Annotated in this window: 21 protein-coding genes; 12 read left to right on the top strand and 9 right to left on the bottom strand. The window is 72.2% G+C overall.

Annotated features, from left to right (window positions below; translation table 11 throughout):
- Positions 1-16: 16 nt before the first annotated feature.
- Genes OV079_RS49635 through OV079_RS49645 form a run of 3 tightly spaced genes read left to right on the top strand, consistent with a single transcriptional unit; the run spans position 17 to position 1,484 of the window.
- Positions 17-877, top strand: coding sequence for an NAD(P)-dependent alcohol dehydrogenase (locus OV079_RS49635; protein WP_267777424.1), 861 nt, complete (start codon positions 17-19; stop codon positions 875-877).
- An 8-nt stretch (positions 878-885) separates the two neighbouring features.
- A complete protein-coding gene (locus OV079_RS49640; RefSeq protein ID WP_267777426.1) occupies positions 886-1,050 on the top strand; it encodes a zinc-binding dehydrogenase in 165 nt (54 codons plus the stop codon).
- Positions 1,050-1,484, top strand: a complete 435-nt coding sequence (locus OV079_RS49645) for a hypothetical protein (RefSeq protein ID WP_267777429.1) — start codon at positions 1,050-1,052, stop codon at positions 1,482-1,484. Before OV079_RS49640 ends, OV079_RS49645 begins: the two co-directional genes overlap by 1 nt.
- Positions 1,485-1,563: 79 nt before the next feature.
- On the opposite strand, the gene OV079_RS56895 is transcribed toward OV079_RS49645, so the two are convergent.
- The 5 genes from OV079_RS56895 to OV079_RS49670 form a co-directional block, all read right to left on the bottom strand.
- On the bottom strand, positions 1,564-3,456 hold the full coding sequence (locus OV079_RS56895; RefSeq protein WP_267777431.1) for a DUF4123 domain-containing protein: 1,893 nt from the start codon (positions 3,454-3,456) through the stop codon (positions 1,564-1,566).
- On the bottom strand, positions 3,453-5,597 hold the full coding sequence (locus OV079_RS49655) for a PAAR domain-containing protein (protein ID WP_267777433.1): 2,145 nt from the start codon (positions 5,595-5,597) through the stop codon (positions 3,453-3,455). Before OV079_RS49655 ends, OV079_RS56895 begins: the two co-directional genes overlap by 4 nt.
- A 3-nt stretch (positions 5,598-5,600) precedes the next feature.
- Positions 5,601-7,757, bottom strand: a complete 2,157-nt coding sequence (locus OV079_RS49660) for a type VI secretion system Vgr family protein (RefSeq protein WP_267777434.1) — start codon at positions 7,755-7,757, stop codon at positions 5,601-5,603.
- Positions 7,758-8,003: 246 nt separating this feature from the next.
- Positions 8,004-9,713: a hypothetical protein gene (locus tag OV079_RS49665; protein WP_267777436.1), complete on the bottom strand. Its 1,710-nt coding sequence runs from the start codon at positions 9,711-9,713 to the stop codon at positions 8,004-8,006.
- 23 nt (positions 9,714-9,736) lie between these two features.
- Positions 9,737-10,735: a hypothetical protein gene (locus OV079_RS49670; RefSeq protein ID WP_267777438.1), complete on the bottom strand. Its 999-nt coding sequence runs from the start codon at positions 10,733-10,735 to the stop codon at positions 9,737-9,739.
- A gap of 3 nt (positions 10,736-10,738) precedes the next feature.
- On the opposite strand from OV079_RS49670, the gene OV079_RS49675 reads away from it, so the two are divergent.
- Together OV079_RS49675 and OV079_RS49680 are read left to right on the top strand one after the other, a co-directional pair.
- Entirely contained in the window at positions 10,739-11,161 is a 423-nt protein-coding gene (locus OV079_RS49675) for a hypothetical protein (protein WP_267777440.1), read from the top strand.
- 2 nt (positions 11,162-11,163) lie between these two features.
- On the top strand, positions 11,164-12,420 hold the full coding sequence (locus OV079_RS49680; protein WP_267777442.1) for a cytochrome P450: 1,257 nt from the start codon (positions 11,164-11,166) through the stop codon (positions 12,418-12,420).
- Positions 12,421-12,501: 81 nt separating this feature from the next.
- Here OV079_RS49680 and OV079_RS49685 read toward each other — a convergent pair whose 3' ends face one another.
- From OV079_RS49685 to OV079_RS49695, 3 genes are all read right to left on the bottom strand, one after another.
- Positions 12,502-13,953: a phospholipase D-like domain-containing protein gene (locus OV079_RS49685; protein ID WP_267777444.1), complete on the bottom strand. Its 1,452-nt coding sequence runs from the start codon at positions 13,951-13,953 to the stop codon at positions 12,502-12,504.
- A gap of 148 nt (positions 13,954-14,101) precedes the next feature.
- Positions 14,102-14,761, bottom strand: coding sequence for a zinc metallopeptidase (locus OV079_RS49690; RefSeq protein WP_267777447.1), 660 nt, complete (start codon positions 14,759-14,761; stop codon positions 14,102-14,104).
- Positions 14,762-14,881: 120 nt separating this feature from the next.
- The gene (locus OV079_RS49695) at positions 14,882-16,741 is read right to left on the bottom strand and encodes a flavin monoamine oxidase family protein (RefSeq protein ID WP_267777450.1); all 1,860 of its coding nucleotides are present in this window, start codon (positions 16,739-16,741) and stop codon (positions 14,882-14,884) included.
- A 144-nt stretch (positions 16,742-16,885) separates the two neighbouring features.
- Between OV079_RS49695 and OV079_RS49700 the strand changes: the two genes are divergently transcribed.
- The 7 genes from OV079_RS49700 (at position 16,886) to OV079_RS49730 (ending at position 24,315) form a co-directional block, all read left to right on the top strand.
- The gene (locus tag OV079_RS49700) at positions 16,886-17,383 is read left to right on the top strand and encodes a DUF2127 domain-containing protein (RefSeq protein ID WP_267777453.1); all 498 of its coding nucleotides are present in this window, start codon (positions 16,886-16,888) and stop codon (positions 17,381-17,383) included.
- Between the two features lie 361 nt (positions 17,384-17,744).
- Entirely contained in the window at positions 17,745-19,217 is a 1,473-nt protein-coding gene (locus OV079_RS49705) for a hypothetical protein (protein ID WP_267777455.1), read from the top strand.
- Positions 19,218-19,373: 156 nt separating this feature from the next.
- The gene (locus tag OV079_RS49710) at positions 19,374-20,744 is read left to right on the top strand and encodes a pectin acetylesterase-family hydrolase (protein WP_267777456.1); all 1,371 of its coding nucleotides are present in this window, start codon (positions 19,374-19,376) and stop codon (positions 20,742-20,744) included.
- A gap of 316 nt (positions 20,745-21,060) precedes the next feature.
- Positions 21,061-22,011 carry a hypothetical protein gene (locus tag OV079_RS49715; RefSeq protein ID WP_267777458.1) on the top strand — a complete coding sequence of 317 codons (951 nt, stop codon included), beginning with the start codon at positions 21,061-21,063 and terminating at the stop codon, positions 22,009-22,011.
- Between the two features lie 496 nt (positions 22,012-22,507).
- Positions 22,508-23,284, top strand: a complete 777-nt coding sequence (locus tag OV079_RS56900) for a nuclease A inhibitor family protein (RefSeq protein WP_267777461.1) — start codon at positions 22,508-22,510, stop codon at positions 23,282-23,284.
- A gap of 174 nt (positions 23,285-23,458) precedes the next feature.
- Entirely contained in the window at positions 23,459-23,803 is a 345-nt protein-coding gene (locus OV079_RS49725) for an ArsR/SmtB family transcription factor (protein ID WP_267777463.1), read from the top strand.
- Positions 23,800-24,315 (top strand): SRPBCC family protein, encoded by a 516-nt coding sequence (locus OV079_RS49730; RefSeq protein ID WP_267777464.1) that lies wholly within the window; start codon positions 23,800-23,802, stop codon positions 24,313-24,315. Before OV079_RS49725 ends, OV079_RS49730 begins: the two co-directional genes overlap by 4 nt.
- Positions 24,316-24,376: 61 nt before the next feature.
- Here the strand turns inward: OV079_RS49730 and OV079_RS49735 are convergent, their stop codons facing one another.
- Positions 24,377-24,817, bottom strand: a complete 441-nt coding sequence (locus OV079_RS49735; RefSeq protein ID WP_267777466.1) for a hypothetical protein — start codon at positions 24,815-24,817, stop codon at positions 24,377-24,379.
- Positions 24,818-24,891 lie beyond the last annotated feature (74 nt).

Raw genomic sequence — 24,891 nt, forward strand, 5'->3', positions numbered from 1 at the left:
TACCGGCGGAGACGACATGACCACGACCAGCAGCGCGAGCGCCACCATCCCCTCCCAGACGACCGTCCAGGCCCTTCCTGCGACCATGCGCGCGGTCGTCCAGCCGGCCTACGGCGGGCCGGAGGTGCTGCGCCTCGAGGAGGTGGCGCGCCCGGTCCCGGGCCCCGGCGAGGTGCTGGTGCGGGTGCACGCGGCGGCGGTGTGCAAGGGCGACGTGCACCTGATGACGGGCAAGCCGTACCTGCTGCGCCTGATGTTCGGGCTGCGGCGGCCGAAGCACGGCGTGGCCGGGCAGGAGGTGGCCGGCGTGGTCGAGGCTACGGGTCCGGGCGTCACCGCGCTCGCGCCGGGCGACGCGGTGTTCGGGCAGGTGAAGCAGGGCTTCGCCGAGTACGTGTGCGCGCCGGCGACGGCGCTGGCGGCGATGCCGAGGGACGCGAGCTTCGCCGAGGCGGCCGCGCTGCCGGTGTCGGGCATGACGGCCCTGCAGGGCCTCCGCGACGTGGGCAAGCTGCAGGCCGGCCAGCACGCGCTGATCGTCGGCGCCTCGGGCGGGGTCGGCACGATGGCGGTGCAGATCGCCCGCGCGCTCGGGGCCGAGGTGACCGTGGTGTGCAGCACGCGACATGGCGAAAAGGTCAGGTCGATCGGCGCCGCGCGAGTGATCGACTACACCCGCGAGGACTGGACCGCCCGCCCCGAGCAGTACGACGTCGTGCTCGACCTGATCGGCGATCGCCCGCTGGCCGCCTGCCGCTCGCGGCTCACACCGACGGGCGTGTTCGTGGCGTCGGCCGGCGCGGGCGGCGAGTGGTTCGGGCCGATGTTCCGCCTGGCGGCGTTGTCGCTGCGGAACGCGCTCCCGGGCCGCGAATGACCTCCCTGATGTCGATGCCGCGGCAGGCCGACCTGCAGTTCCTGGCGTCGCTGGTCGAGGCGGGGAAGTTGAAGCCGGTGATCGAGCGGGAGTACGCGCTCGCCGAGACGGCGGCGGCGCTGGGGCACGTGGCCGCGGGGCACACCCAGGGCAAGGTCGTGATCGCGGTGTGATGGCGCCGGTCGAGGCCGTGGCGCGATCGCGGGCCTCGACCGGGCGCGCGCAATCGACGATGCTGTGCGGCATGGGTCTCGACCTCGCGGCTCGGCGCGCCCGCGCGGGCCGTTGCACGCAGATCGCTGCGGGCCTGGCCGGGGCGCACCTGCTGCTGTGGCTGTTGCTGTCGCCGTCGCTGCGCGATGCCGGCGTGGCTCTGATGCTCGCGCCGGCGGTCGCCCAGGCGGCAGCGGGCGTGGTCGCCGTGGTGGCAGGCGCGCGGCTGTGGCGGGCCGATCGCGCGGCGCTGATGCGCGGTCCGGCGCTCGCGGCGGTGCTCGTCGGGTCGGTGGTGACGATCGCGGCGCCGCTGACCTGGATCGGCGGCGGCGTCAGGGTCTCGCTGCGCGGTCTCGACGCGATCGACATCCCGTCGTTCACCTCGCCGTGAGCGCCGAGGCGCGAGCTCGGCGTGGCATGTCGGATCGGGCATGTCTTCAAGGACATGCCCGAAAATTCTTGCGAGGGCCTCAGCGGGCGTCGATGCGCCACCAGCCGGTCGGGCTGTCGAGGTCCTCGCCGAGGTGGCAGCGGACCACGCCGCCGAACCACTGCGTCAGCTCGGCCGGCGTGCAGCTCTCGAGGTACACGCGCAGCACGTCGGGGTCGTAGAAGCGGAAGTACGTCGCCTCCGGAGTGCCCTCGCGCTGGACCAGCAGGAACTTGCGCAGGTGCTGGCGGATCTCGAACAGCGAGCGGTCGCTGACCAGCAGCACGCCCCAGCGGTAGCCCCAGCCCTCGCGGATCAGGTCGGCGCACAGGCGCGGGTCGGCCGACAGCGAGACCACGTGCGGCGCGGCGTCGGCGAGGCGGGCGCCCTCGACGCCGTCGAACAGCGAGCGCCACGGCGCCACCGACTCGCGCACGAGCTCGGCGATCCGCGGCTCGGTTGCCGTGTCGAGGACGGCGAACAGCGGCCCGGAGACGCGCTGCAGGGCCGTCAGCGCCGCCTCGGCCGCCGCCTCGTCGGCGGGCTCGCGCGACCACGGGGCCGGCGTGAGCGCCTCGACGTGGAAGAGCAGATCGACGCCGCCGACGCGGATCCACTCGCCGTGGTCGAGCGGGGCCGAGGTGGTCACCGCCTGTCCCGAGAGCAAGGTCAGGGCCGGGCCGCCGAGGTGGCGCAGGCGGGCCTCGGCGCCGTCCCACTCGACCGCGGCGTGCGCGGGGGCGACCGCGGGGTCGTCGAGGCAGAGGCCGGCCTGCGGGTCGCGGCCGATCGTGAGGCTCTGGCCCGGCGAGACGATCGCCTTCGTGCCCTGCTGCGGACCCCAACACAGCTCGATGATGCCGCGCCGGGTCGCGCTCATGCTGTCCCTTCGGGCAGGTTCCACAGGACGATCTGGGCCGTGCCGCGCTCGAACGCGAGGAAGCGCCGCGGGCCCGACCACCGCGCCCTGCAGGCCGCGCGACGGCCCGAGGTCGAGCAAGAGGTACGGGCCCGTGGCCAGCAGCATCCAGGTGACGCCGCCGGTGGCGACGCGGACGTCGAGGGCGTCGCCGACGGGGGCGAACGCGCCGAAGCCGAGGTCGCCGACGGCGTGGAGCTTGGCGAAGCGGCGCACCTCCGGGGCTCCGCCGCGGCCCCATGTGACGCGGTGGAGCGTGAAGTCGCGGACGCCCATCACGTCGGCGGTGCAGGCCGCCAGCACCGCGAGCGGCTGCGACGGGTGGATCCGCAGCGCGTGGATTTCGGAGGCGCCGGCCTCGGCGAGGGCCTCCTTCGCGGCGCGGGTCAGCGGGTGATCGGCGAGCGGCTGCATCGCGGCGTCGAACACCCTGAGGCCGCCGTCCTGGGCGATCGCCACCACGTCGGCGCCGGCCGCCCAGCCCTGGCCGGCTTCGCGGGCCTTCGGCAGCGGGGCGGCGCCGAGGCGGCGCCCGGCGGCGAGGTCGAACACGTCGATGCGGCCGAGCACCAGGCCGCCGTCGTCGTAGCGGCTGGTGTCCTCGACCTGCACCGCCAGACGGGTCTCCTGTCCCGAGAGCCACATGCCGGCGAGCAGCGCGTCGTCGTCGCGGCCCATGCGGAGCTGGCGGGTGACCTTCTGGTCGAGGTCGTAGCGGACCATGCGCCGACTCTGCAAATACGTGCAGACGCGGCCGGGGGTGGCAGGGTGGACCCCCGTGAGCTCGCCGCTGGCGATCGCCGGGACCACGTCGAGGTGGTGCTCGCGGATCGCCGCGCCGTGCTCGTCGACTTGCAGCGAGCACAGCGCGTTCTCGTAGGAGATGACCGCGGCCGCGGCGGGCGAGGCGACCGGCACCACGCAGGCGACCAGGGCGTCGTCGAGCGGGTAGTCGTGGAAGGCGACCGCGAGCAGCTCGCGGCGCTCGACGTCGGGGCCGGGCTGGACGATCACAGCCAGCCCTCCGGGCCGGTGAAGCGCAGCGGGCCCTGCTTGACCGCGCTCTGCATGCGCGACATGCGGGCCTTGTCGCACGCGGCCGCGAGCACCTGGTGGCGGCGCTCGAGGTCGGACAGCATCTTGGCCTTGTCACCGCCGTCGAGCTTGCCGATCGCGGCGGTGAGGTTGTCCTTGAGCTTGTCGACGATCTTGTCGAGCCGGTAGAACTTGATCGGGTTGATGAGCGCGAACTGGTGGAAGAGGAAGTGCGCCGACCACTGGCCCTCGAGCGCGGTCGAGACCTCCTCGAGCGCCTTGATGGTCTCTTCGTACCACTTGCGGTAGCCGTGCTTGTCCATCAAGATCATGTACCAGTCGGTGCCGAACATCAGCTTGTCGACCATGTACGGGTAATCGCGCAGGACGTCGACCAATTGCTGCCAGTAGGGCTGCTCGTCGCCGGCCCACGACTTGTACTTGTTGAAGATCGGCAGGTAGGACAGGTCGGTGTAGAAGTTGGGGTATTCGCCGCACAGCTCGACGATGCTGCGGATCCAGCTCTTGGCGTAGATGGTGTCCTTGGCGTCGACCGAGGGCATGGCCTTGCCGGCGAACGGCGACTCGGGCCACAGCTCGTGGATGTTCTTGTAATAGCGCGAGCCGCTCCGGCCGATCGCCCACTTCTGGAACTCGCGCAGCTCGGCGCGCGTCAGCGTCGGCTTCTTGAAGTCGGCGACCGAGTCGCGCCACAGCTTGTCGTCGGAGGCCCAGTGGGCCAGGCACAGCCGCAGCGACGGGTTGTCCTGCAGCACCAGGCGCCACGCCTCCGGATGCACGAAGTGGTCCTGGAAGTACTGCATGCGCTCGCGGTCGTCGAGCGAGCCGTCGATCGGGTGCTTGTACTGTTCGCGCACCTCCTCGCTGGCGAGGTCGATGTAGAGCTTGCGGTGGTGGGTGTACCAGCCCTCCGGGGTGCAGTGGGTCTGGAGCGGCAGGTCCTCGCTCGCCAGCCGGCTGAAGAAGGCGCGGGTGACCTCGCCGGTCGCCTTGCCGCGCTCGGTCGACTCCTTCGGCATGTAGCCCTGCGAGGTGTACATCTTGAGGCCGACGTAGAGGCCGCCGTTCTCGACCAGGTTCTTGAACGGGGCGTCGGGCTGCTCGAGCTTGATGTAGCGGCGCGGCTCGTAGTGGTAGAGCGGGAGCAGGCGCAGGGGGTTCTGCGCGGCCACCATCTCGGTGCGGCGCCGCTGCTGGCGCCACGTCTCGAAGCAGTTGGAGCGCTGGTCCTTGAGGTAGCGGTCGAACTGGCGCGAGCTGTCGATCGGGCCCTCCTGCGCCTGCAGCTCGGTCTCCTCGTGGTCCATCGGCAGGTCCTCGTTGCTGTCGAGGTAGACCCGCCGGCAGTCCTCGTAGCGCTGGGTGCCGTCCTTGCGGTTGGCGTACCAGCGCCGGCCCTCTTCGTCCTCCTGATAGATGTGGAGGCCCTCGTAGGCGTCGAGGTGGCAGAAGTCCATGTCCATCGTCAGGACGATCGAGACGCCGACGAAGTAGCCGCCGGCGCCGCCGGCGAGGAAGTCGATGCCGTTGTTCTCGCTGATGAGGCGCTCGCCGACGACGTGGGTCGGCTCCGGCGCGACCTCCCCCATGTCGCCGACCATGAGCGAGCTGAGGAGCGGGACGCCGGCCATGAAGTTGACGGTGCCGCGATCGATGCGCAGGCCCATGGCCTTGTCGCGCAGCGGCGGCAGCGGGGCACAGTTGCCGCTCTGGATGTGCATGTGCGCGTCGATGATGACCGGCGGGAAGCCCTCGAGCTCCGGCGGCCGCTGCTCGTACGGGCACTTCTCGCAGAACGGCTTGTCGGTCTTGAGCGCCTCGGTCTGCGCGGTCGAGCCGATGAGCACCGTCGGGCAGCCCTGGGCGACCGCGCCGCCGTGGGCGGTGCTGTCGCCGATGCGCGCGGCCGGCATGTTGCCGAAGATGACCGTGTTCTCGCCCTGGGCGATGAGGTCGGGGCCGCACGGGCAGATGAGGCCGTCGCCCAACCTAGCCGCGGGGACGTTGCCGACGATGATCGTCGCGTCGCCGACGCAGATCGGCCCGCCGCCGTGCACGGGGCAGGTGTGACCGTCCGTGATGCGTGCGCTGGGCGGCATGGCTCAGGTCTCCGCTCCGCGGTCGGCCGGGCGCGGCGACACGGGCTCGGCCGGCTTGGCGTCCTCGGGGGCGATCGGGGCGCAGCCGCTGCCCGCCAGCGCCGCGCCGCCGCTGTTGACCTTGACCAGGCGACCCTGGATCACCACGCCCGAGGCGTCGATGGTGATGAAGCCGCCGGGGCCCTTGACGGTGATGCCGGTGCCGGCCTCGATGACGATCGTCGGCGCCTTGACGTGGACCTCGGCGCCCGACTCGAGCGCGGTCTTGCTGCCGACCTTGACGTGCGCCTCGTCGCCGACGGTCAGCGAGGTGGTCTTGTCGACCTTGGCCATCGCCGAGCCCTCGACGTGGTCGTGGCGGTCGACGCGGACGAGAGTGTACTGGTGCTTGTCGATGATGACGTGCTGGTTGCCGTCGCCGTCGATGCCGCCGATGTGCATGTAGGCGTCGCCGCCGACGTGCTCGTGGCGGTGGCGGTCGACGCGGACGTGGCGGTCGCGCATCACCAGCTCGTTGAAGTCGCCGACCTTCTCGCCGTTGACGGCGTCGCCGACCCGCAGGTGACGGTCGTGCAGGACGTTCTCCATCCGGTCGTGCTTGACGTGGATGTCGAGGTCGCGCTCGGCGTGCATGAAGATCTGCTCCGAGCCCTTGCGGTCCTCGTAGCGGAACTCGTTGTAGCCGCCGCCGCCGAGCGAGCTCTCCGACTTGATCGTGCTCTTGGTCTTCTCGGCCGGCAGCGGGTAGGGGACGGGGTTGTTGCCGTGGTAGACGCGGCCGGTGATGATCGGCTTGTCGGGGTCGCCCTCGAGGAAGTCGACCAACACCTCGTGGCCGATCCGCGGGATGAACATGGCGCCCCAGCCGGCGCCGGCCCACAGCTGGCTGACGCGGATCCAGCAGCTGCTGTGATCGTCGAAGCGACCCTGGCGGTCCCAGTGGAACTGGACTATGACGCGGCCCTGGTCGTCGACGTGCACTTCTTCGCCGGGCGGGCCGACGACCACCGCCGACTGCAGGCCGCGCACGAACGGCCGCGGGGTGCTCCGCGGCGGGCGGTAGATCACGGCCTTCTCGATGCAGGTGAACCGCGCCTCGTAGACGAAGGCGTTGCCGCTGCTCGCGTCCTGGTCGAGCACCTGCGGCTGCTCGCCGCGGTGGCTGACCGTCAGCAGGGTGTAGTCGCCGTTGAGCTCGCTGCGCCGGTGGTTCGTCAGGGTGAACGAGAAGCCGGGCACGAGGCGCATGCAGTCGCCCTTGCCGGCGCCGCTGCGGCGGGTCGCCTGCAGCATCTCGAGCCGGTTCTTGGCGATGCCCGGCCCCTTGTCGGGGTCGTTGCCGGTCGGGAAGCGGTACTCGCCGGGGTAGTCGTAGACCTCGAGGTCGGTGTCCTGCTTGGCCTCGGCGCGCACCTCCATGCCCTGCTCGGGGGTCGGGAAGTAGAAGTCGCGCAGGCTGGCCTTGCCGGAGCGGATGACCTGGCCGAAGCGGAACTCGTGGATGTGCTCGCGGTCCTCGACGTGCCCGTCGGCGCTGTTCCACCACACCTGCGGGTCGCCGGCGATCGGCCGGTGCGTGCCCTTATGGTCGGACATCACGAGCACGTGCTTGTCCTCGTCGTGCTCGAAGTAATAGAAGAGGCCGTCCTCCTCGAGCAGCCGGCTGATGAAGTCCCAGTCGCTCTCGCGGTACTGCACGCAGTAGTTCCTCGGGGCGTACGAGCCGACGACGTCGAAGCGGTAGGCGTTCGGCTTGAAGCCGGCCACCTCGAGCACCGCGCGGATGATGTCGGGCGTGCGCTGCTCCTGGAAGATCCGGCAGTCCTGGCGCAGCGTCAGCCGCCACACCCGCGGCACCACGGTGACGGCGAACAGCGCGAACTCGCGGCTCTCGCCGACGTACTCCGCGTGGGCGACGATGCCGTGGACGAACCGCGGCTCGTCGACGCCGGCGATCTCCAGCACGCCGGTCTTGCCGACCAGCTGGTCGACCTCGAGCATGTGCGGGCACGCGAGCTCGAGCCGGAACTCGTACAGCGCGCTGACGCCTTCCTGGCCGGTGAACCGCAGCACGCGGGTCTCGGCGTCGGCGCCGTCGATGGTGAAGGTGTAGACCGGACGATTGCCGATCAACGCGAGAATAGTTGCGAGCGCTGCCATCCGACCCTCCCGACCACCGCGGACTCAATTTCGCCGAAAGCGGCCGCGACGGTAGCCGAGGTCCGCCCGCGGGAGCAAGGCGGGAGATGTCGTAGAACGCCGTTTTCGCGCGCGAGAATGGCCCTCGGCGCGATCTCGGCGCCAGGGTGCGCCTGGGCCTCGCGTGGCGGCGGCGGTCGTGGGAGGCGCGGTCACCTGTCGCCCGCGACATGACCCTCGGGTCATTCGTCCGCTGGAGCTCGGACATCAGCGGTAGTGACCGCGGCGCCCCTCGACGTGCTTGCCGACCACGGTGAGCGCGGTGATCCGGTCGAGCTGCTCGAGCGGGTCGGCGAGCGGACCGTCGACCGCGACGCGGATCGAGCCGGCGTCGACCACGACCTCGCTGGCGCCCGGCCACAGCGGGGCCAGGGGCAGCTCGGTGGCCGGCGGGGCGCCGGCCTCGGCCCGCCACACGAGGTGGTGCCGGCGATCGATCGGGACGCCGGGGCGGGCCTCGAACAGGGTCCGGCGCGGGCGACCGCGGGCGTCCCAGTCGGTGCGCACGGCGATCGCCACGCCGTCGACGGCGCCGGTCAGCGCCATGCCGGCGCGCTGCAGGCGGCCGCCGAGCTGGCCGGCCGCGCGCTCCCACGCGGGCACGGACGCGGCCATCGCCGCCGGGGCGGGCATCGCCTCGCGCGCGACCGCCAGGGACGCGGCGATCGCCTGGACGTCCTCGACGAACCGACGCAGCGCCGCGGCGTCGCGCCCCGGCTCGTCGACCTCGAACACCAGGCCGCGGTCGTCGGCGGCTCGCGGCGGGCAGCGGTCTGTGTACTTCGAGACATGTTGATGAAGACATGTCGTTTGCGACATGTCTCTTCCGACAAGTCGAGGCGGCGCGCCGGCGAGGCCGAGGCCGAGGCCGAGGTCGGGGGTGGCGAGGCGGGCGACGGCCACCGCGCCGCGGCCGTCGACGTGCTCGCGGGAGATCCGCAGGGCCGCGCCGGCGACGGCCCCGTGCATCGCTCCGGGCTCGGAGGCGAGGCCGCAGCGGGCGGCGACGTCGCGCCACAGCGCCTCGACGCGGCGGGTGCCGACGGCCGGCGGGGCTCGCTCGCCCTGCAGCGCCGGCTCGCGGCGGCCGACCACGGTGAGCGGGATCCACACCTCCGGGTCGCGCGACCACGGGACGTCGACCTTGGCGTGGAGGTACCAGGCCAGCGCGACGCCGCCGTGGTCGAAGCCGGCGACCACGCCCTCGGGCATCTGCAAGGTGAAGCCGAGCGGCTCGGTCTCGCGCAGGCGCTCGGCCGGCAGGGTCCAGCGGCAGACCTCGCGGCGATGGCTGGTGCGGCCGAGGAAGCCGTCGGCGCTCTCGAGCGCGACGAGGGCCAGGGTGGCCTCGCGGTAGGCGTGGCGCCGCGGGTCGGCGAGGGCGATCGCGCCGCGCAGCGGCTCGCCGGGGCCGACGACGGTGGTGCCGAGCGAGAGCTCGAAGTCGGGCGACTCGCCCTGCGTCGGGCCCGAGGCGAACACGCTGGTGGCCGGCGGGCTCGCGGTCTCGGCCGGCGCGCTCTCGACGTGGGCGACGAAGGCGGCGCGCGCGTCGGGCCACCACGGCACGCTGGCGTGGACGTGGTAGGTGTACGAGATCCGGTACGAGCCGCCGCTGTAGCTGACGGGCGCGCCGGCGGGCAGGCGGAAGGTGACGCTCCACGAGTGCTCGCCGACGGCGAGCGGCCCGGCCTCGCGCACGCGGGCGCGCTGGCGCAGGAACTCGACCACGCGCTCCTCGGTGCCGCCCTCGCCCTCGCGGAAGCGGTCGAGCGCGCCGCGCAGCTCGACGTCGACGAACTCGAGCGGCACCTCCTCGCGGCAGAGCAGCACCACCCGGGCGACGAACGGCTGGCCCGCCACCACCACGCGAGGGGTGTACAGCTGGATCCGCGGCCGGCGGCGGAGCAGGGGCACGCGCACAGGATAGCGGGCCGCGGTCAGCCCGGGAACAGCGCCTCGAACGCGTCCCAGGTGGCGATGTCGGTCGCGCGCACGATGGTCTCGGCGACCTCGCCGCCCGGGCCGGCGATCTGCCACACCACGGCGACGGCGTCGCTGGTGTCGCTGCCGGCGACCAGGAGGCGATCGCCGACCCACGAGCGGGCCAGCGACTGCTCGACGGCCCGCGTGTTCCCGTCGCCGGTCTCGCGGACGCGGTGGATCTGCAGCATCACCGGGCCGAGGCTGTCCTGCGACAGGTAGCGGAAGCCCTCGGGCGGCGCCGGCAGGGCGAGGTCGATCGCCGAGAAGGCGGCGTCGATGCTGTTGCTGCTGGCCAGCGCGTACGCGGTCGACCCCAGCGAATCTTCGTAGAGGGCGTCGACGGCCGCCATGCCGCCGCCCCGGAAGGCGCCGAGGACGTAGTGGGCGCCGTAGATGTACTGGAACTGCGACATCGCCTCGCCCCACGTCGCCCAGGGATCGGCGAATTTCTTCCGCGCCAAGTCCATCCCGTGCTCGTAGGAGAACTGCTCCGCCAGCTCGCCGTAGTCGAGCTCGCGGGCTCGCGCCATGTCGGCGAAGAAGGTCGCCTCGCCGGCGAACAGCGCCGTGAGGGCGCGCTTGCTGTCGAAGGTGCCGGTCTCCGTCAGCGACAACCCGCTCAGGTCGGACTCGCGGTCGCGGGCGGCGAGCGCCATCGTGTAGAGCAGGCCGTACAGCTCCGTCTCCCGCTCGGTGCCGTCGGCGACGACGATGATCGTGTCGCTCGTCGTATCATAGGAGAGGTAGGGCGCGGCGAGCGGCGTCGGCTCGGGCTCCTCCCACTTCGCGTGCAGAAACCCCAGCAGCGCGTAGGCCCGCGTGTACTGGTCCCACAGGCGCTGCTCGGCGGGCGTGCGCGGGGCGGCCGGCGGGTTGGCGTCGGCGTATTCTTCGGCGGTCATGACCGCGATCTGCGGCAGCGGATGATCGGTGCCGCGAATACATGCGATCACCGCGTGGACGTGCTCCTGGCAATCGAGCTCGCGGACGTCGCAGCTGCCGGCGGGGCGCAGGAGGCAGGAGTCGGCGGGCTCGGTGGCGCCGCAGGCGGCCGCGGCGAGCAGCGAGAGCGCAAGAGGGACGCGCGCATCGCCGTGGATGCTATCACGGCCGCGCTCGCGCGGCCCGCGAAGCGGACGGTGACCTCGTTGCGAGCGGGGCGCGGCGTGGACGTCGTCGGCGCGACCGTCGTGGCGAAAATCACCCGTGGCGCGGTGATCCGCGGCGGCCCGGCGCGATCGGCGGGCGAACGCTGCGGCGCCGGCGAACCGCGAGCGCGCGAACGTTCGGCGAAACATCGTCCCCGCCCGGTCGTGTCCGATTGCGGCCATCCTGTCAGCCCTGCCTCGCGCCGGCCGTCCCCGGCGCGCGAGGAATGATCATGCCCAAAGACTCCCATTCGAGCGCGCCCGCTTTTGCCCACACCTTCAACCCCTTCGACGGCGAGCAGCACCGCGATCCGTTCGCGCTGTTCGAGCAGATGCGCCGCGAGCAGCCGGTGTTCTGGAGCCCGGCGCTCGGCATGTGGGTGGTCAGCCGTCACGCCGATATCTGCAGCGTCCTCCGCGATCCGGAGCGCTTCACCTCGCTCGACGCCTACGCCATCGGGGCCGAGTTCACCCCGGAGGCCGCGGCGCGGCTGGCCACGGGGCACCCGCTGACGCGCACGCTGCTCGACAACGACGGGGCCGAGCACGCGCGCCTGCGGCGGATCGTCGGCAGCGCGCTGAACGGCAAGAAGGTCGAGCAGTGGCGCCCGCGGATCCGCGCGCTCGCGGGCGAGCTCCTCGACGCTTTCGCGGGCGCCGGTCGGGTCGACATCGCCGCCGCCTTCGCGGAGCCGTTCCCGCTGCGGGTGATCCTGGACATGCTCGGGGTGCCGCTGGCCGACCTGCCGCAGATCAAGCGGTGGAGCGACGACTGGTTCGAGCTGCTGTTCGCCCGCGTGCCGCCCGAGCAGCAGGTCGCGCGCGTCGAGAGCTACCTCGAGTTCCAGCGCTACTGCGATCGCATGATCGACGCGCGCACGACCAGCCCGGGCCAGGACGCGCTGAGCGAGATGCTGCAGGCCGGGCGCGCGGAGCAGGTGCCGCCGTCGCGGGCCGAGCTGATCTCGCTGATCAGCGGGGCCTTCATCGCCGCCGGCCACGAGACGACCAGCCGCATGCTCTGCAACACCCTGCGCGTGCTGCTGACCACGCCCGGCGCGTGGGCGGCGATCGTCGCCGACCCGGGGCGGATCGCCCGCGACCTCGAGGAGGCGCTGCGCGTCGAGGGCACGGCGCTCGGAATGCTGCGGGTCACGACCGCGGAGGTCGTGCTCGGCGGTCAGACCATCCCCGCCGGCGCCCGTATCTACGTGCTTTATGCGTCCGGCAGCCGCGACGAGCAGCAATTCCGCTGCCCGGCGCAGTTCGACCCGGCGCGGGCCAACGTGATGGACCACCTCGGCTTCGGCCGCGGCGCGCACTACTGCGTCGGCGCCCTGCTGGCGCGCGCGCAGGCCCGGATCGCGCTCGAGCTGTTCGCCGAGCGCCTGCCCGGCCTGCGCTTGGCGGCCGAGCCGGCGCCGGTCTACCGCTCGCACGTGACGATCCGCGGCCCGGTGTCGCTTTGGCTCGAGTGGGACGTCGGGTGATTCGTCGCCTCCGCTGATTCTCGGCGAAGCGAGCGTCGTGCGCGCCTGCAGGCGCGCAGGGACGCCCCGGCGGCGATCCGCTCACTCGCACGTCCGGTGCGACTCCGGGTGCGTGCGATACGGCTGCGAGTCCACGGCGGGGCAGGCAGCGCGGATCTGGTTCTTGAGGTCCTGGATCTGGGCGTGCGTCAGCGCCATCGCCGGGAACACCAGCGGCACCGGGCCGCCGCCCTCGATGTCGGCCTGCAGCGCGGCCAGGCGATCGTCGTCGCGGCCGGTGTCCCAGATCTCGGAGAAATTGTCGGCGAAGCGCGCGACGAGCTCGGCGTAGGCGGGCCCGCGGAACACCAGCATATTTTCAAAGGTGTTGTGCTCGGCGTTGTCCGACAGGTTGTAGCTGCCGGTCCACAGCTCGTCGCCGTCGATCACCAGGTACTTGTGGTGCATCTGCTCGGCGTAGCTGGCGTGCCAGCGGTACGCGTAATATTTGTAGCGCACCGCGACGCCGGCCTCGCCGACCGCGTAGCCGAACAGGAAGCCGCGGTCCTCGCATTCGCGCCGCTTCGCCGGGTCGGCGCCGGCCTGCGCGAAGCATGCGTCGAGCGCTTTGGCCTGGGCCGCGTGGGTCGCGGCGGCGATGTACTCCTGGCCGTCGAGGTACACGCGGATCTGCAGGTCTGGATCGGCGGCGCGGGCGATCAGCGCCTCGGCGACGCCGCGCAGGCGCAGGTGGCCGGAGGCGATGTCGATCGACTCGCTCGCGCCCGCGATCGCGGCCATCAGCGCGTCGCCGACGGCCTCGCGCCCGCTGGCGACGAAGGTGTCGCCGCCGCGCAGGTCGAAGTTGGCCGAGGTGAAGTACACGCCGGCGCCGGGCTCGTCGGCGATCATCGCGTCGGTCAACTTCAACGTCGACGGGCGGCTGCTCAGCGCCGGGTCGCCGGTGAACTCGCGCGAGTGCGTCCACAGCAGCTCGAACTCCTGTTGCATGCGCAGCACCAGCTCCTGCTCGCCGCGCAGGAAGAGGGTGTTCTCGTCGTAGATCGTCGCCGCGCCGCGCGACCAGTTGGCGCTGCCGGTGACGAGGTGGGCGGCGTCGGCCGCGGCGAGGTCGTCGCGCGGGCCGTCGACGATCATGAACTTGTGGTGCAGGATCTTGTTCACCCAGCGCACGTCGACGCCGTCCCGCTCGAGCCGGCCCGACGGCGAGTCCTGCAGCGCGGCGCCGGCCAGCTTGCGGTCTTCGCTGGCCGTCTCGTACAGGAAGCGCACCTCGACCCCGCGCGCGGTCGCGGCGGCGAGGGCGGCCCGGATGCCGGCGTCGGTGAACGAGTACATGGCGATGTCGAGCGTCCGCTCGGCCTCGTCGATGAGGCGCGCGACCCGGGCGTTGTGACTCTCGGCCGGCGGCTGCGGCGAGAACACCACGTCGCAGGTGCGGTCGTCGTCGCTGCGCGGCACGACCTCCTCGTCGGCCGCGTGACAGGCCAGCGCCGCGCCGAGCCACGCCGCGTCGAATCGTCGGTGGAACATGGACGGACCCCCGACGAAGCCGGCGCGCGACCTGTGATGATTCGCGCGACGGCGTCGTCGAGAAAGCCTGCACCGCGCCGCGACCGCGCGCCAGCCCTGACGCCGCTGCCAGCATTGTTTGCCGGCCCGCGGCGGCCTCGGCCTGGGTTCAGCGCTCTTCGCCGCGGATCCGTGTGACGAAGTAGAGCATCTGCAGCGCGGTGGTGACGAGCGCGGCGACGTAGGTGAAGGCCGCAGCGTCGAGCACCCGCTTGACGCCGACGTAGTCGGCGCGGCTCACCAGGCCGGCGGCCTCGAGGCGCTCGCGGGCCCGGCGGGACGCGTCGAGCTCGACCGGCAGGGTGACCAGCTCGAACAGGAAGATGCCGGCGAACAGGAACACGCCGAACCACGCCAGGCCGAGCATGTGCAGCGCGAGGCCGGCGATGATGACGACGTACGACAGCTGCGAGCCGATCCGCGCCGGCAGCACCAGCGCCTGGCGCACGCGCATGAGGCCGTAGCCGTGGGCGTGCTGAATGGCGTGACCGGCCTCGTGCGCGGCCACGCCGGCGGCGCTGACCGAGCGGCCGGCGTAGACGTCGGGCGACAGGCGCAGCACCTTGTGCGCGGGGTCGTAATGATCGGACAGCGCGCCCTCGATGGGCTCGATGCGGACGTCGCGGACCCCCGCCTGCGCCAGCACGACCGCGGCCGCCTGCGCGCCCGTCACGCCCCGGCCCGCCTGCAGCGGCACCTGCGCGTAGCGGCGAAACGTGGACTTGACGTACCACGAGGCCAGCAGCGACAGCAGCAGCCCGGGCACCATGTACAGCATGTATTGTGGATCGATGGCCCACATTGCAGGTACCAGGGTGATGCTGCCGCCGGCCGGTGCAAGGGCGGGCGCGGCGCTGTCAGCCGCAGGCGGGAGCGTGAGTCGGCGCAATCAGCGGCGGTGGACCTCGAGCGCCGCGCGGACGGCGGATTCGAGGGCGCCCTCCACCCACGCGTGCTTGAGCGAGGTGTGCTCGCCGGCGAAGTGCAGCGGGCCCTCGACGCTGGCGGTGTGGAGGTGGAGCTCGATGAGCTGGTTCGGCAGGAACACCGCGGCCTCGCCGAAGGCGTAGCGGTCGTTCATCCAGCTCTGGGTCCGGCCGCGGCCGGTGTAGAACGCGGCGAGCCGCTCGCCGTGCACGTCCTGCAGGCCGCGCAGGGCGAACTCGTAGCGCTCGTCGTCGGTCATCGAGTCCCAGCGCGCGGCGTCGTCGGCCCAGGTGTACGAGGCCAGGACGACCCCGCCCGGGCTGCCGGGAATGGCGTGAGACGGATAATAGATGTTGCGATTGGGGTTGTCGGTCACCGAGCCGCCGCCGAACACGTGCGTCGCCGGCGCCTCGCCGTATTGCGCGTACAGCCCGGGCGCGATCGCCTCCAGCGCGTCCTTCCAGTCGGCCTCGGTGAACTCCCACCAGCGGCGGCTGAACTCGAGCACGATCTTGGTCGCGGCGTCGTAGTGCATCTCGATGATCGCGCGGCGCTTGCCGTACGACAGCGGCGGGTCGAACTCGACGTGGCGCAGGCTCGAGAACGGGATCGTCACGATCGCCAGGTCGGCGGTGTACTCGGTGGCGGGCGCGCCGCTCTCGTCGACGGTCTCGACGCGCACCGCGGGCCCGTGCTGACCGTCGCCGGTGACGATCCGGACGGCCCGGCGGTCGAGCACGAGCTGGCCCTGCAGCTGCGGATCGAGCGCGTAGGGCAGGCGCCAGAAGCCGCCGTCGATCTCCCAGTAGCGGGCGCCGGGGTTGATGTCGCTGCGGCCGATGAAGGTGTGCATGAACGACAGCCACAGCCGCGAGGTGGCGTTCTCGACGGTGCCGATGGCGTCGACGGTGGCCTCGTCGAGCAGCGCGTACTCGGTCAGGTAGCGGCTCATCGAGTAGCCGTCGAAGTCGTAGATCGCGCGGGCCCAGCCCTCGATCCACTCTTCGGTCGGCTTGTTCTCCCGCGTGCCGTCGGGCAGCGGGTCGGAGAAGTAGTCGCGGACCGGATCGAGCGCGGCGTTGAAGATCTCGCCGGTGGTGCGGTCGACGTCGGCGCCCATGACCCCGAAGCCCTCGTTGACGAGCGCGGGGTCGGCGGCGTACTCGCTGCGGCGCACGAGCAGGCCGTTGACGGCGATCCAGGTGCGCAGGGCCTGGTCGGGCGGGACGAAGTCGGCGACAGGCTCGCCGTTCTGCCAGACCTCGCCGGTGAACGACTTGTAGCGGACCGGCGGGACCTTGGTGGGCGTCGGCGCGACGACGTCGACGTTGTAGAACAGCCGCCGCGGCAGGCCGAGCTTGTCCACCAGGGCCAGCGCCAGCGGGTGGAAGTCGGGCAGGCGCATCGCCCCGGCCTCGGCGTATTGCGCGGGGTCGGCGAACGGCGCCGGCTGGAGCGGATCGCTGGCGCGGAAGGTCTTGATCCGGCCGCCGATCCGGTTGGCGTTGGCCTCGAGGATCGTGACATCGTGCCCGGCCTGCTTGAGCAGGAGCCCGGCGGTGAGGCCGGCGATGCCGGCGCCGATCACGAGGACTTTCTTCGGCGCGTCGGTCGGCGGCAGGCCGTCGTCGATCAGGACCTTGAGGTACTCGAGCTTGAGGTCCTCGCCCTCGGGCCCGACGAGCAGGAGGTCGCGCGCGATCTGCAGCGCCCGCTGCCAGCGATCGTCGTCGACCTGGGGCTCGCCGCCGCGGTCGAAGTCGCAGGCGAAGCCGAGCGCCAATCCTCCACCGAGCTTGCCGAACTGTCTGCGCCCCAGCATCGTCGTGAACCCTCCGCTTTTGCTGTCCATAGCCGTGCGGCCCGGCCGCGCCTGTGCGGCGGGACAACGCGGGCCGGAGCCGGCGCGCGCGTGGCCGCGATCACGCGTCGGCGCGGCTCCTGTCCGTCACGCTGCGCCGTGGCGATGGATCGCGCGAGCCGGCGGGGGCCCCACGGACGAGCGGACGGGCGACGCGACCGGCTGCTGCGGGCGATCGCGCTGTTCAAGTTCTGCAAGGCGGCGCTGCTCGGGACGGTCGCTCTCGGCGCGCTCGAGCTGCTGCGCCCCGCCGTCGCCGAGCGCGCCCACGCGTGGCTGTCGGCGCTGGCGCTGCACAGCGAGCGCGCGCGGCTGGAGGAGCTGCTGGCGCGGCTCGCCGGGGTGTCGCCGGCGCAGCTGGCCGAGCTCGGCGTGGGCTCGTTCCTGTACGCGGCGCTGTTCGCGGTCGAGGGCGTCGGTCTGTGGCTCGGCCGCCGCTGGGCCGAGTACGTGACCGTGGTGACGACGCTGTCGCTGGTGCCGTTCGAGATCCACCACCTGTTGCGTCACCCCCGGCCGGCGGGCGCGTCGGCGCTGCTGCTCAACCTGGCGGTGGCGGCGGTGCTGGTCCAGCGCTTGCGCCGACGCGGTTCTTCCGCATGAACGCGATGACTCGGGTGGCGAGGACTCGGCCCGGTACATGGATATGTCCTCGAGGACATGTTATCGTGTGATGCCCTCGAGGACATGTGACAGTCTGCGGTGAGCGAAGTCGCCGAGCCGGGGTCGAGCGGCACCGACGGCGTCGAGGGCCTCGCTTTTAAAGATGTCCTCGAGGACAGGTTGCTGTCCCTTACCGGGCCTGCGCGAACTCGGGCGCGCCGGCCCTGGATTCCGGAACCGCGCGCGTGGGCGAGGTGCGCAGACCTGGGCTCGGGTCGGCCCTCACGCGCCGGAAGGGCAGGGCGCCCGCACATGCGCGCGTGCCAGGCGGGTCGCGTCGCGGTTAGGATGGGCCATGTTCGTGACGAAGGAGAGGCTCGCCGCGCTCGCGCTCGTGGCCGGGTGCGCGAGCGGGCAGGGGCGCGACGACGAGGGCGCGCAGCCGTCCACGACGGAGGCGACCGACGCGACGACGACCGCGTCGTCCGGCGCCGCGAGCGACCCTGCGACCTCGAGCGGGCCCGACGCGACCGCGACCTCCGACGACGGCGCGACGACCTCGACGAGCACGACGACCAGCACCACGGAGGCGCTCACCGGCACCGGCGAGACGACCGGTCCGGCGGCGGGCTGCGGCGACGGGGTGATTCAGCAGCCGGAACTGTGCGACGACGGCAATCCGGTCGACGGCGACGGCTGCAACGCCGACTGCCAGCCGTCGGGGCGCGTGCTGTGGTCGACCACGCACGCCGGCGGGCTCAAGATGATCGACGAGGCGCTCGCCTGCGACGTCGACGCCAACAACTCGATCTACGTGGTGGGCCTGGTCGGGGTCGGTCCCGACGATTACGACCTGTGGGCCCGCAAGTACGCGGGCGACGGCGCCGAGCTGTGGACGCAGACCTACGCCGGCGGGGCGATGCTCGAGGACCAGGGCCGGGCGCTGGTGGTCGACGCGGCCGAGACGGTCTATCTGGGGGGCTTCGCCCAGGAGCCGATGCAGGGCAACGACGTGGTGGTCCGCAAGCACGCGGCCGACGGCAGCCCGCTGTGGACGAAGACGTTCGCCGGCGCGGCGATGCTGAACGACGCCGCCAGCGGGGCGGTGCTCACGCCCGACGGCAACCTGGTGATCGGCGGGGTGACGGCGACGCAGGACGCCGGCAACGACACGTGGCTGCGCAAGTACGGGCCGGCCGGCGACGTGCTGTGGACGCGCACCTACGACGGCGCGGCCGGCAGCAACGACGCGACGCAGGCGGTCGCGGTGACGGCCGACGGCTACATCTACGCGGCCGGCTACGAGGCGGCGCCCGGCGAGAGCAACAACGCGTGGGTCGCCCGCTACGACGCCGACGGCAACCTGCTGTGGTCGCGCCTGTACAACGGGGCCGCGAGCAAGGCCGATTACCTGCACGGCGCGGTCGCCCTGGACGACGGCGGGGTGATCGTGTGCGGCTACGAGTCCGCGGTCGATCCGCTGCCGTGGAAGAGCTTCCTCCGCCGCTACGACAAGGACGGGCTGATGGTGTGGACCGAGATCGGGGCCGGGCCGGAGGCGGCGGGCGCGTTGTGTTACGGGCTGGCGCTGACCGCCGACGGCGACCTGCTGGTCGCCGGCGCGACGATCCAGGCCGGCAAGCGCGAGCCGTGGGTGCGGCGCCTGGCGCCCGACGGGACGCAGCGGTGGGCGTCGGTGATCGCCGGCCCCGGCGGAGGCGCGAGCCAGGCCCGCTGCGTGCGCGCGGCCCCCGACGGCACGGTCGTCGTCGCCGGCGGGATGGACGAGGGGGTCGACGGGCGCGACGCGTGGATCGCCCGCCTGAGCCCGTGAGGTCGAGGCTGTCCCTCGGGACAGGTGTGGCGAAGCGGAGGGGCCGCCCGCCGACATTTGCGGAGGCCTGGGGGCAGCGCTCCTCCTTGCATTCTCGCCCGCCGGGGCCGATCGTCGGGCTCGATCGGAGATCCGCCGGTCGGGAGGTCGCATCGCATGGCACGGCTCTCATCCTCCGTCGCGCGCTTTTTGTGCGCGACGAGCATCTCCCTCGCGGGTTGCGGCGACCGGCCGCAGACGAGCGGCCAGGAGGCGTCCGACTCGGACGCGCCCGGCAGCGAGACGGACGCGACAGGCACGGACACGTCCGGCAGCGGGGCCCCGACCGAGGCCACGAGCGCGCCGCCGGACAGCGAGGGCGGGAGCGGCTCGCACGGGGAGGACTCGAGCTCCAGCGGCTCCGGCACGACGGGCGAGCCGCCGGCGCCGGCGTGCGGCGACGGCCGGCTCGACCCGGGCGAGGCGTGCGACGACGGCGACGACGATCCGTTCGACGGCTGCCTGGCAGACTGCACGACGGTCGCGCCGATCGACGCGCCGCCGCTCGAATGGAAGTACTTCGAGGTGCCGGGCACGATGTGCATGAACGGCGACACTGCCGGCTTCGGCGTCAGCCTGAACCCGGCCTCGAAGAACGTGATGATCTACCTCGAGGGCGGCGGCGCCTGCTTCAACGACGCGTGCGATTTCTCGGCGTTCAACATCCCGTTCATCCCGCCGCCCGACGGGATCTTCAACCGCAGCAACCCGGTCAACCCGGTCCGCGACTGGAGCATGATCTACGTCCCGTACTGCACGGGCGACATCCACGGCGGCGACAAGGACACGACGCTCGGCGGCCAGGTCCGCCACTTCCGCGGCTACACGAACATCACGAAGTACCTGCAGCAGTGGGTGCCGACGTTCCCCGGCGCGGAGAAGGTGCTGCTCACCGGGATCAGCGCGGGCGGCTTCGGGGCCGGGCTCAACGCGGCGCAGGTGGCCGACGCGTTCGGCCCGGGCCCGCAGATGATCGTGATCGACGACTCGGGCCCGCCGGTGTCCAATCAGGTGATCCCGCCGTGCCTGCAGCAGACGTTCCGCGAGGTGTGGGGCCTCGACCAGACGATCCTGGCGGCGTGCGGCCCGGACTGCGCCGACCCCGACGACTTCGCCACGGGGATCCTCCAGCACACGCTGACGGCGTACCCGGGGATCCGCTTCGGCCTGTTCTCCAACACGGCCGACGCGATCATCCGCGGCTTTATGTCGTTCGGCTGGGGCAACGGCCAGTACAACACGTGCGAGGGGCTGCCGATCAGCGTGCCCGCCGAGGTGTACGAGGACGGGCTCTTGTCCCTCCGCGCCGACCACGAAGACGCGGCGGCGACGTACTACATCGGCCAGACGCGGGTGCTCTACAACTTCGGCCAGGGCCACACGGTGCTGCGCTCGCCGTCGTTCTGGACCACGGTGATCGACGGGGTCCAGCTGGCAGAGTGGGTCGGAGAGGTGATCGACGGCGAGGTCACCCACGTAGGTCCCTGAGGTCGGGTGACTGTTCGGGCATGTCGCAGAAGACATGCCCGATACGGCATGTTTGAAAGAGCATGTTCCGTGACGCGTGAGGGCCGCGCCCGCGTGGCGCGGCTCGGCCTCGAAGCGGAGGCCCGGGGAAGCACGGGGCGCAGGCCGGCCCGGGGCGAGTCGCGGACCTGCGCTTCGGGACAGCCGGGGAGGGGCGGCTCGCCCGACGCCGGACGGGGCCCGATACGCCGATCGTCGAAGGGTCGGGCGTCCGCGGCCTGTGGAGACTGGAGGCCCGGCCCAGGGACGTGTTAGCTTGCGCGGCGGTGGAGGCAGGATGCCCGAAGCGCTGGTGATCCCGGGCCTGGTGGCCATCGACCCGCACGTGTGGGAGGGGCGAGGGCAGGCGGAGATCGTGCTTGGGCCTCTGGCGGGCAAGGCGACCCGCTTCGAGCTGTCCGACACGAAGGGCGAGCGGTGGCTGGTGCCGCGCGAGGTCGCGGCGGGCCGCGGGCTGCGGCTGCCCGAGCAGCACCCGGCGCTGGCCGGGTACCCGCGCCTGCGCGCCCGGCTGGCGGAGGCGGCCCTGGTGCGGGTCGACGAGGCCGGGCGACTCGCGGGCGCGACGCGTGATGCGGCGATCTGCCTCGGCTACCACCGCGGGGTCGGCGGCGGCAACCTCGAGGTCAGCCTCGACGGGTCGACGCGCGGCTTCTCGGCCGAGAACGCGGGGCTGCTGCGCCAGGTGGTCGGCGCCAGCGACGACGAGGACGCGGCGTGGAGCGTCTCGATCGACGTGGTCTACGACCGGGTGTTGCGGGCGCTGACCGACGGGAAGTATTCGCTGTACGACGTCGACCTGGCCGAGTTCGCGGCCCGTGTGGCGGAGCCGGCGTTCGCGGCGTTCGAGGCCGAACTGGCCGAGATCGATGCGATGGCCGGCGAGCGCCGCCCGCTGGCAGAGTCGCTGCTGGCGGCGCTCGCGGCCGCGACGGGCGACGCGGCCGAGCTGCCCGGCGGCTACGCGGCCCGCCGCGTCGAGGCGCCGGCGTTCACGCTGCGCCCCGGCGGGGACGTCACGGTGATCGGCGGACCCGTCGCGGTGCCGGCTTCCGCGCGGTGGTTCGTCGCCGACGTGGAGGACTTCACGCCGCCGAGCCGCAAGGCGCGGCGCGGGCAGGCGATCGCCCGCCAGCAGGCCGAGGCGCGGCGGTCGGCGGCGACCCCGTGGCTGCTCGCGGGGGGCTCGCTGCTGGCGCTGGTGCTCGCCCTGGCCGCGCGCTGCTGAGCCGATCGGGCGACCTGTCTTTTCGAACAGATCACGCCGGCGTCGCGTGACATGTCCCGAGACAGGCTATGGCACGGGCATCGAGGCGTCCGCGAGCCGAAGCATCGGCGACGCGATCGATGCGGTTGCGCGGGCGCGTCGGCGAGCCCGACCACGCCATCGCGCGCAGCGGTCGTGCAAACCCCGACATGCGCTTTCAGACATGTCCTTTAAAAATGTCCGATCGGACATGCATGCGCCGTATCGTGGGGGTCGCCCGGGGCTGGATCGGGGCGGGGTGACCGACCGCGGCGAGCATGCGCAGCCGTCGACGCGGCCGGCCTGCGCCGGCGTCGGGTCCTCGGCGGAGATCGTCGCCGGGTGGGGTCCGACCCGACCCGACACGAGGCAGGCTTCGGGCCGCGACGGGCTGCCTGCGGGTTCTGCGGCGGCCTGCAGGGGCGTCGGCGGGGCGAAATCGCTTGGCCCGCCGGCGGTTCCCCGGCACACTCGCGGCGTGTCACGCATCGCCAAGTCCGAGGTCAATGCAGCGTTCGAGTGGGCCGCCGCCCAGATCATTGAAGCCGGCGGCCGCGACAAGATCACCAGCCGCGCGGAGATCCGGCGCAAGATCGCCGAGCTCACCGGGGCCGAGCGCGATCTGGTCGACTTCTTCTACCGCTTCATCGTCCGCCTCGACGGCAACCCGAGCGAGCGGGTCGACCGCGGCGACGTCGAGCGGGCCCTGGTGGTGGCCCGCGAGCAGCTGGTGGCCGCGTTCGACACCAACGACAACGGGCTGTCGACCGACGAGGTCGCGGCGATGCCTCCGCTCGGCCGCCTCGCGGTCAAGGTCGCGCGCCACCGCCAGCGCAGCGGCGAGGAGCTGGCGAACCACTTCGAGGCGCTGGCCCAAAACCTGGTGTTCGACGACTTCGGCACCGAGCTGACGAATGAGCAGCTCCTCAGCTTCCACGCGCCGGCCCAGCTCGAGAGCCTCACCGCCCAGAGCTTCGTGGCCACGCTCGGCCTGAACATCGACGACCCGACCCAGCGGATCGCCCGCATCGAGTCGGCCGCCGACTTCTTCCGCCGCCTCGTCGAGCACCACACGCCCGGCCAGACCGCGCAGGCCGTGGCGCTGGCGCAGGCGATGCAGTCGACGCTGTCCGACCTGCAGGTCTACATCGTCGGCGCCGACCCCGAGGGCGGCCCGATCCACCCGGTCTACATCGTCGGCGTGGCAGCCGACGGCAGCCTCGCCGGCCTGCGCGCGCGCGTCCGCTGGAGCTGAGCCCGCGTCCCCGCGCACCCGCGCAAGGCGGCCCTGTTCGCGCCCCGGCGCGGGCAGGGTCGCGGTTCTTTTTAAAAGAGACAGGAAGAGAGCTTCGTCCGCCGCCCAGACCGTCCCGGTCGGGCGGCGGCGGCTTCGGCTTGACATATGCCGATATCGGAATATGATATCGAAGTGGCTCGCACGCCCACGACCAGCGACGTTTTCAACGCCGTCGCCGAGGCGAGCCGACGCGACCTCCTCGATGCCCTCGGCAGCGGGGAGGCGACGGTCGGCGAGCTGGCGGAGCGCCTCGGCCTCAGTCAGCCGACGGTGTCCAAGCACCTCGGCGTGCTGCGGGCCGTCGGGGTCGTACACGTGCGGGTCGACGGCAAGCACCGCTGGTACCGCCTGAACGGCCCGGCGCTGAAGCCCATCCACGACTGGGTACGCACCTTCGAGCGCACCTGGAACACCCGTCTCGACCGGCTCGACGACCTCCTCGCCGAGCTCCAAGCCCAGGAGAAGAAGCAGTCATGACCAGCAACAAGAATGTCCCCAATCGCCATGGTTCGGCCGTCGTCACCCTGTCGTCGGACACCGAGATCCTCATCACCCGCGTCTTCGATTACCCGGCCGAGCTGATCTTCAAGGCCTGCACCACGCCCGCGCTGATCAAGCGCTGGTGGGGCTTCGAGACGGCGGAGTGGCAGGTCTGCGAGGTCGACCTGCGCGTGGGCGGGCGCTGGCGCTACGTCGTCCGCGACCGCGACATGGAGGTCGGCTTCCACGGAGAATACCGCGAGATCGATCGGCCGCGCCGGGTGGTGTCGACGGAGGTGTACGAGGGCTTCCCCGACGGCGAGGCGCTCAACACGATGACCCTCGAGGAGGTCGACGGCGTGACGACGATGCGCACTCTGGTGCAGCATTCGTGCAAGGAGCACCGCGACGCGCACATCAACTCCGGCATGGAGAGCGGCATGCAGGTGTCTTACGATCGCCTCGAGGACGTGGCCGCCGCGCTGGGCGACACGTCGGCCGCGGCGTGAAGTGGACCGACTGCGCGGTCGGCAGGCGCGGTGCGCTCGCTGCTGGAATGATTCGACGGCGTCAATCGACGATGCAATTGTTCATGGTCGCGACCGCGTAGGCGCAGCCCTTGCGCTGCCACGATTGCAGCGAGAGGGGGATGGGTCCGCAGAGCAGCCGCATGGTCGGCGGCCCTTCCCCGCGACACACCTGGGTGATGGCGAAGCTGGCGATCCGCTCGAGATCGCAGGGGTCGCATTCCTCGCCGTCGACCCAGATGAGCTCGGACCGGTACGTGCCGTGGAGCAGCGCCGCGGGCGGTGGTTCTTCGCAGTACCAGGTCAGATCGGAGGCCCAGGGCGGAGCTTCGGGCGCGAGGTCGAAGAGGGGGATCATCGTGCGCTCCTCGAAGGAGCGGCCGGGCGACAGACACGCGCCCTCGCTGCTCGCGGGCTCGCGGCAGGCGACCAGGCCGAGGCCGAGCGCGAGGGCGCACCGGCGACGCTTCGGCTTGGAGGGCATCGACGGTCAGGGTAACGTCGCCGGGTGCCCGGGTTCAAGGCGGCTCGCGGAGCGGCGCGGTTCGGCGCTCGCGC

The organism is Nannocystis pusilla, from assembly GCF_026626665.1.
Classification (GTDB): Bacteria; Myxococcota_A; Polyangia; order Nannocystales; family Nannocystaceae; genus Nannocystis; species Nannocystis pusilla.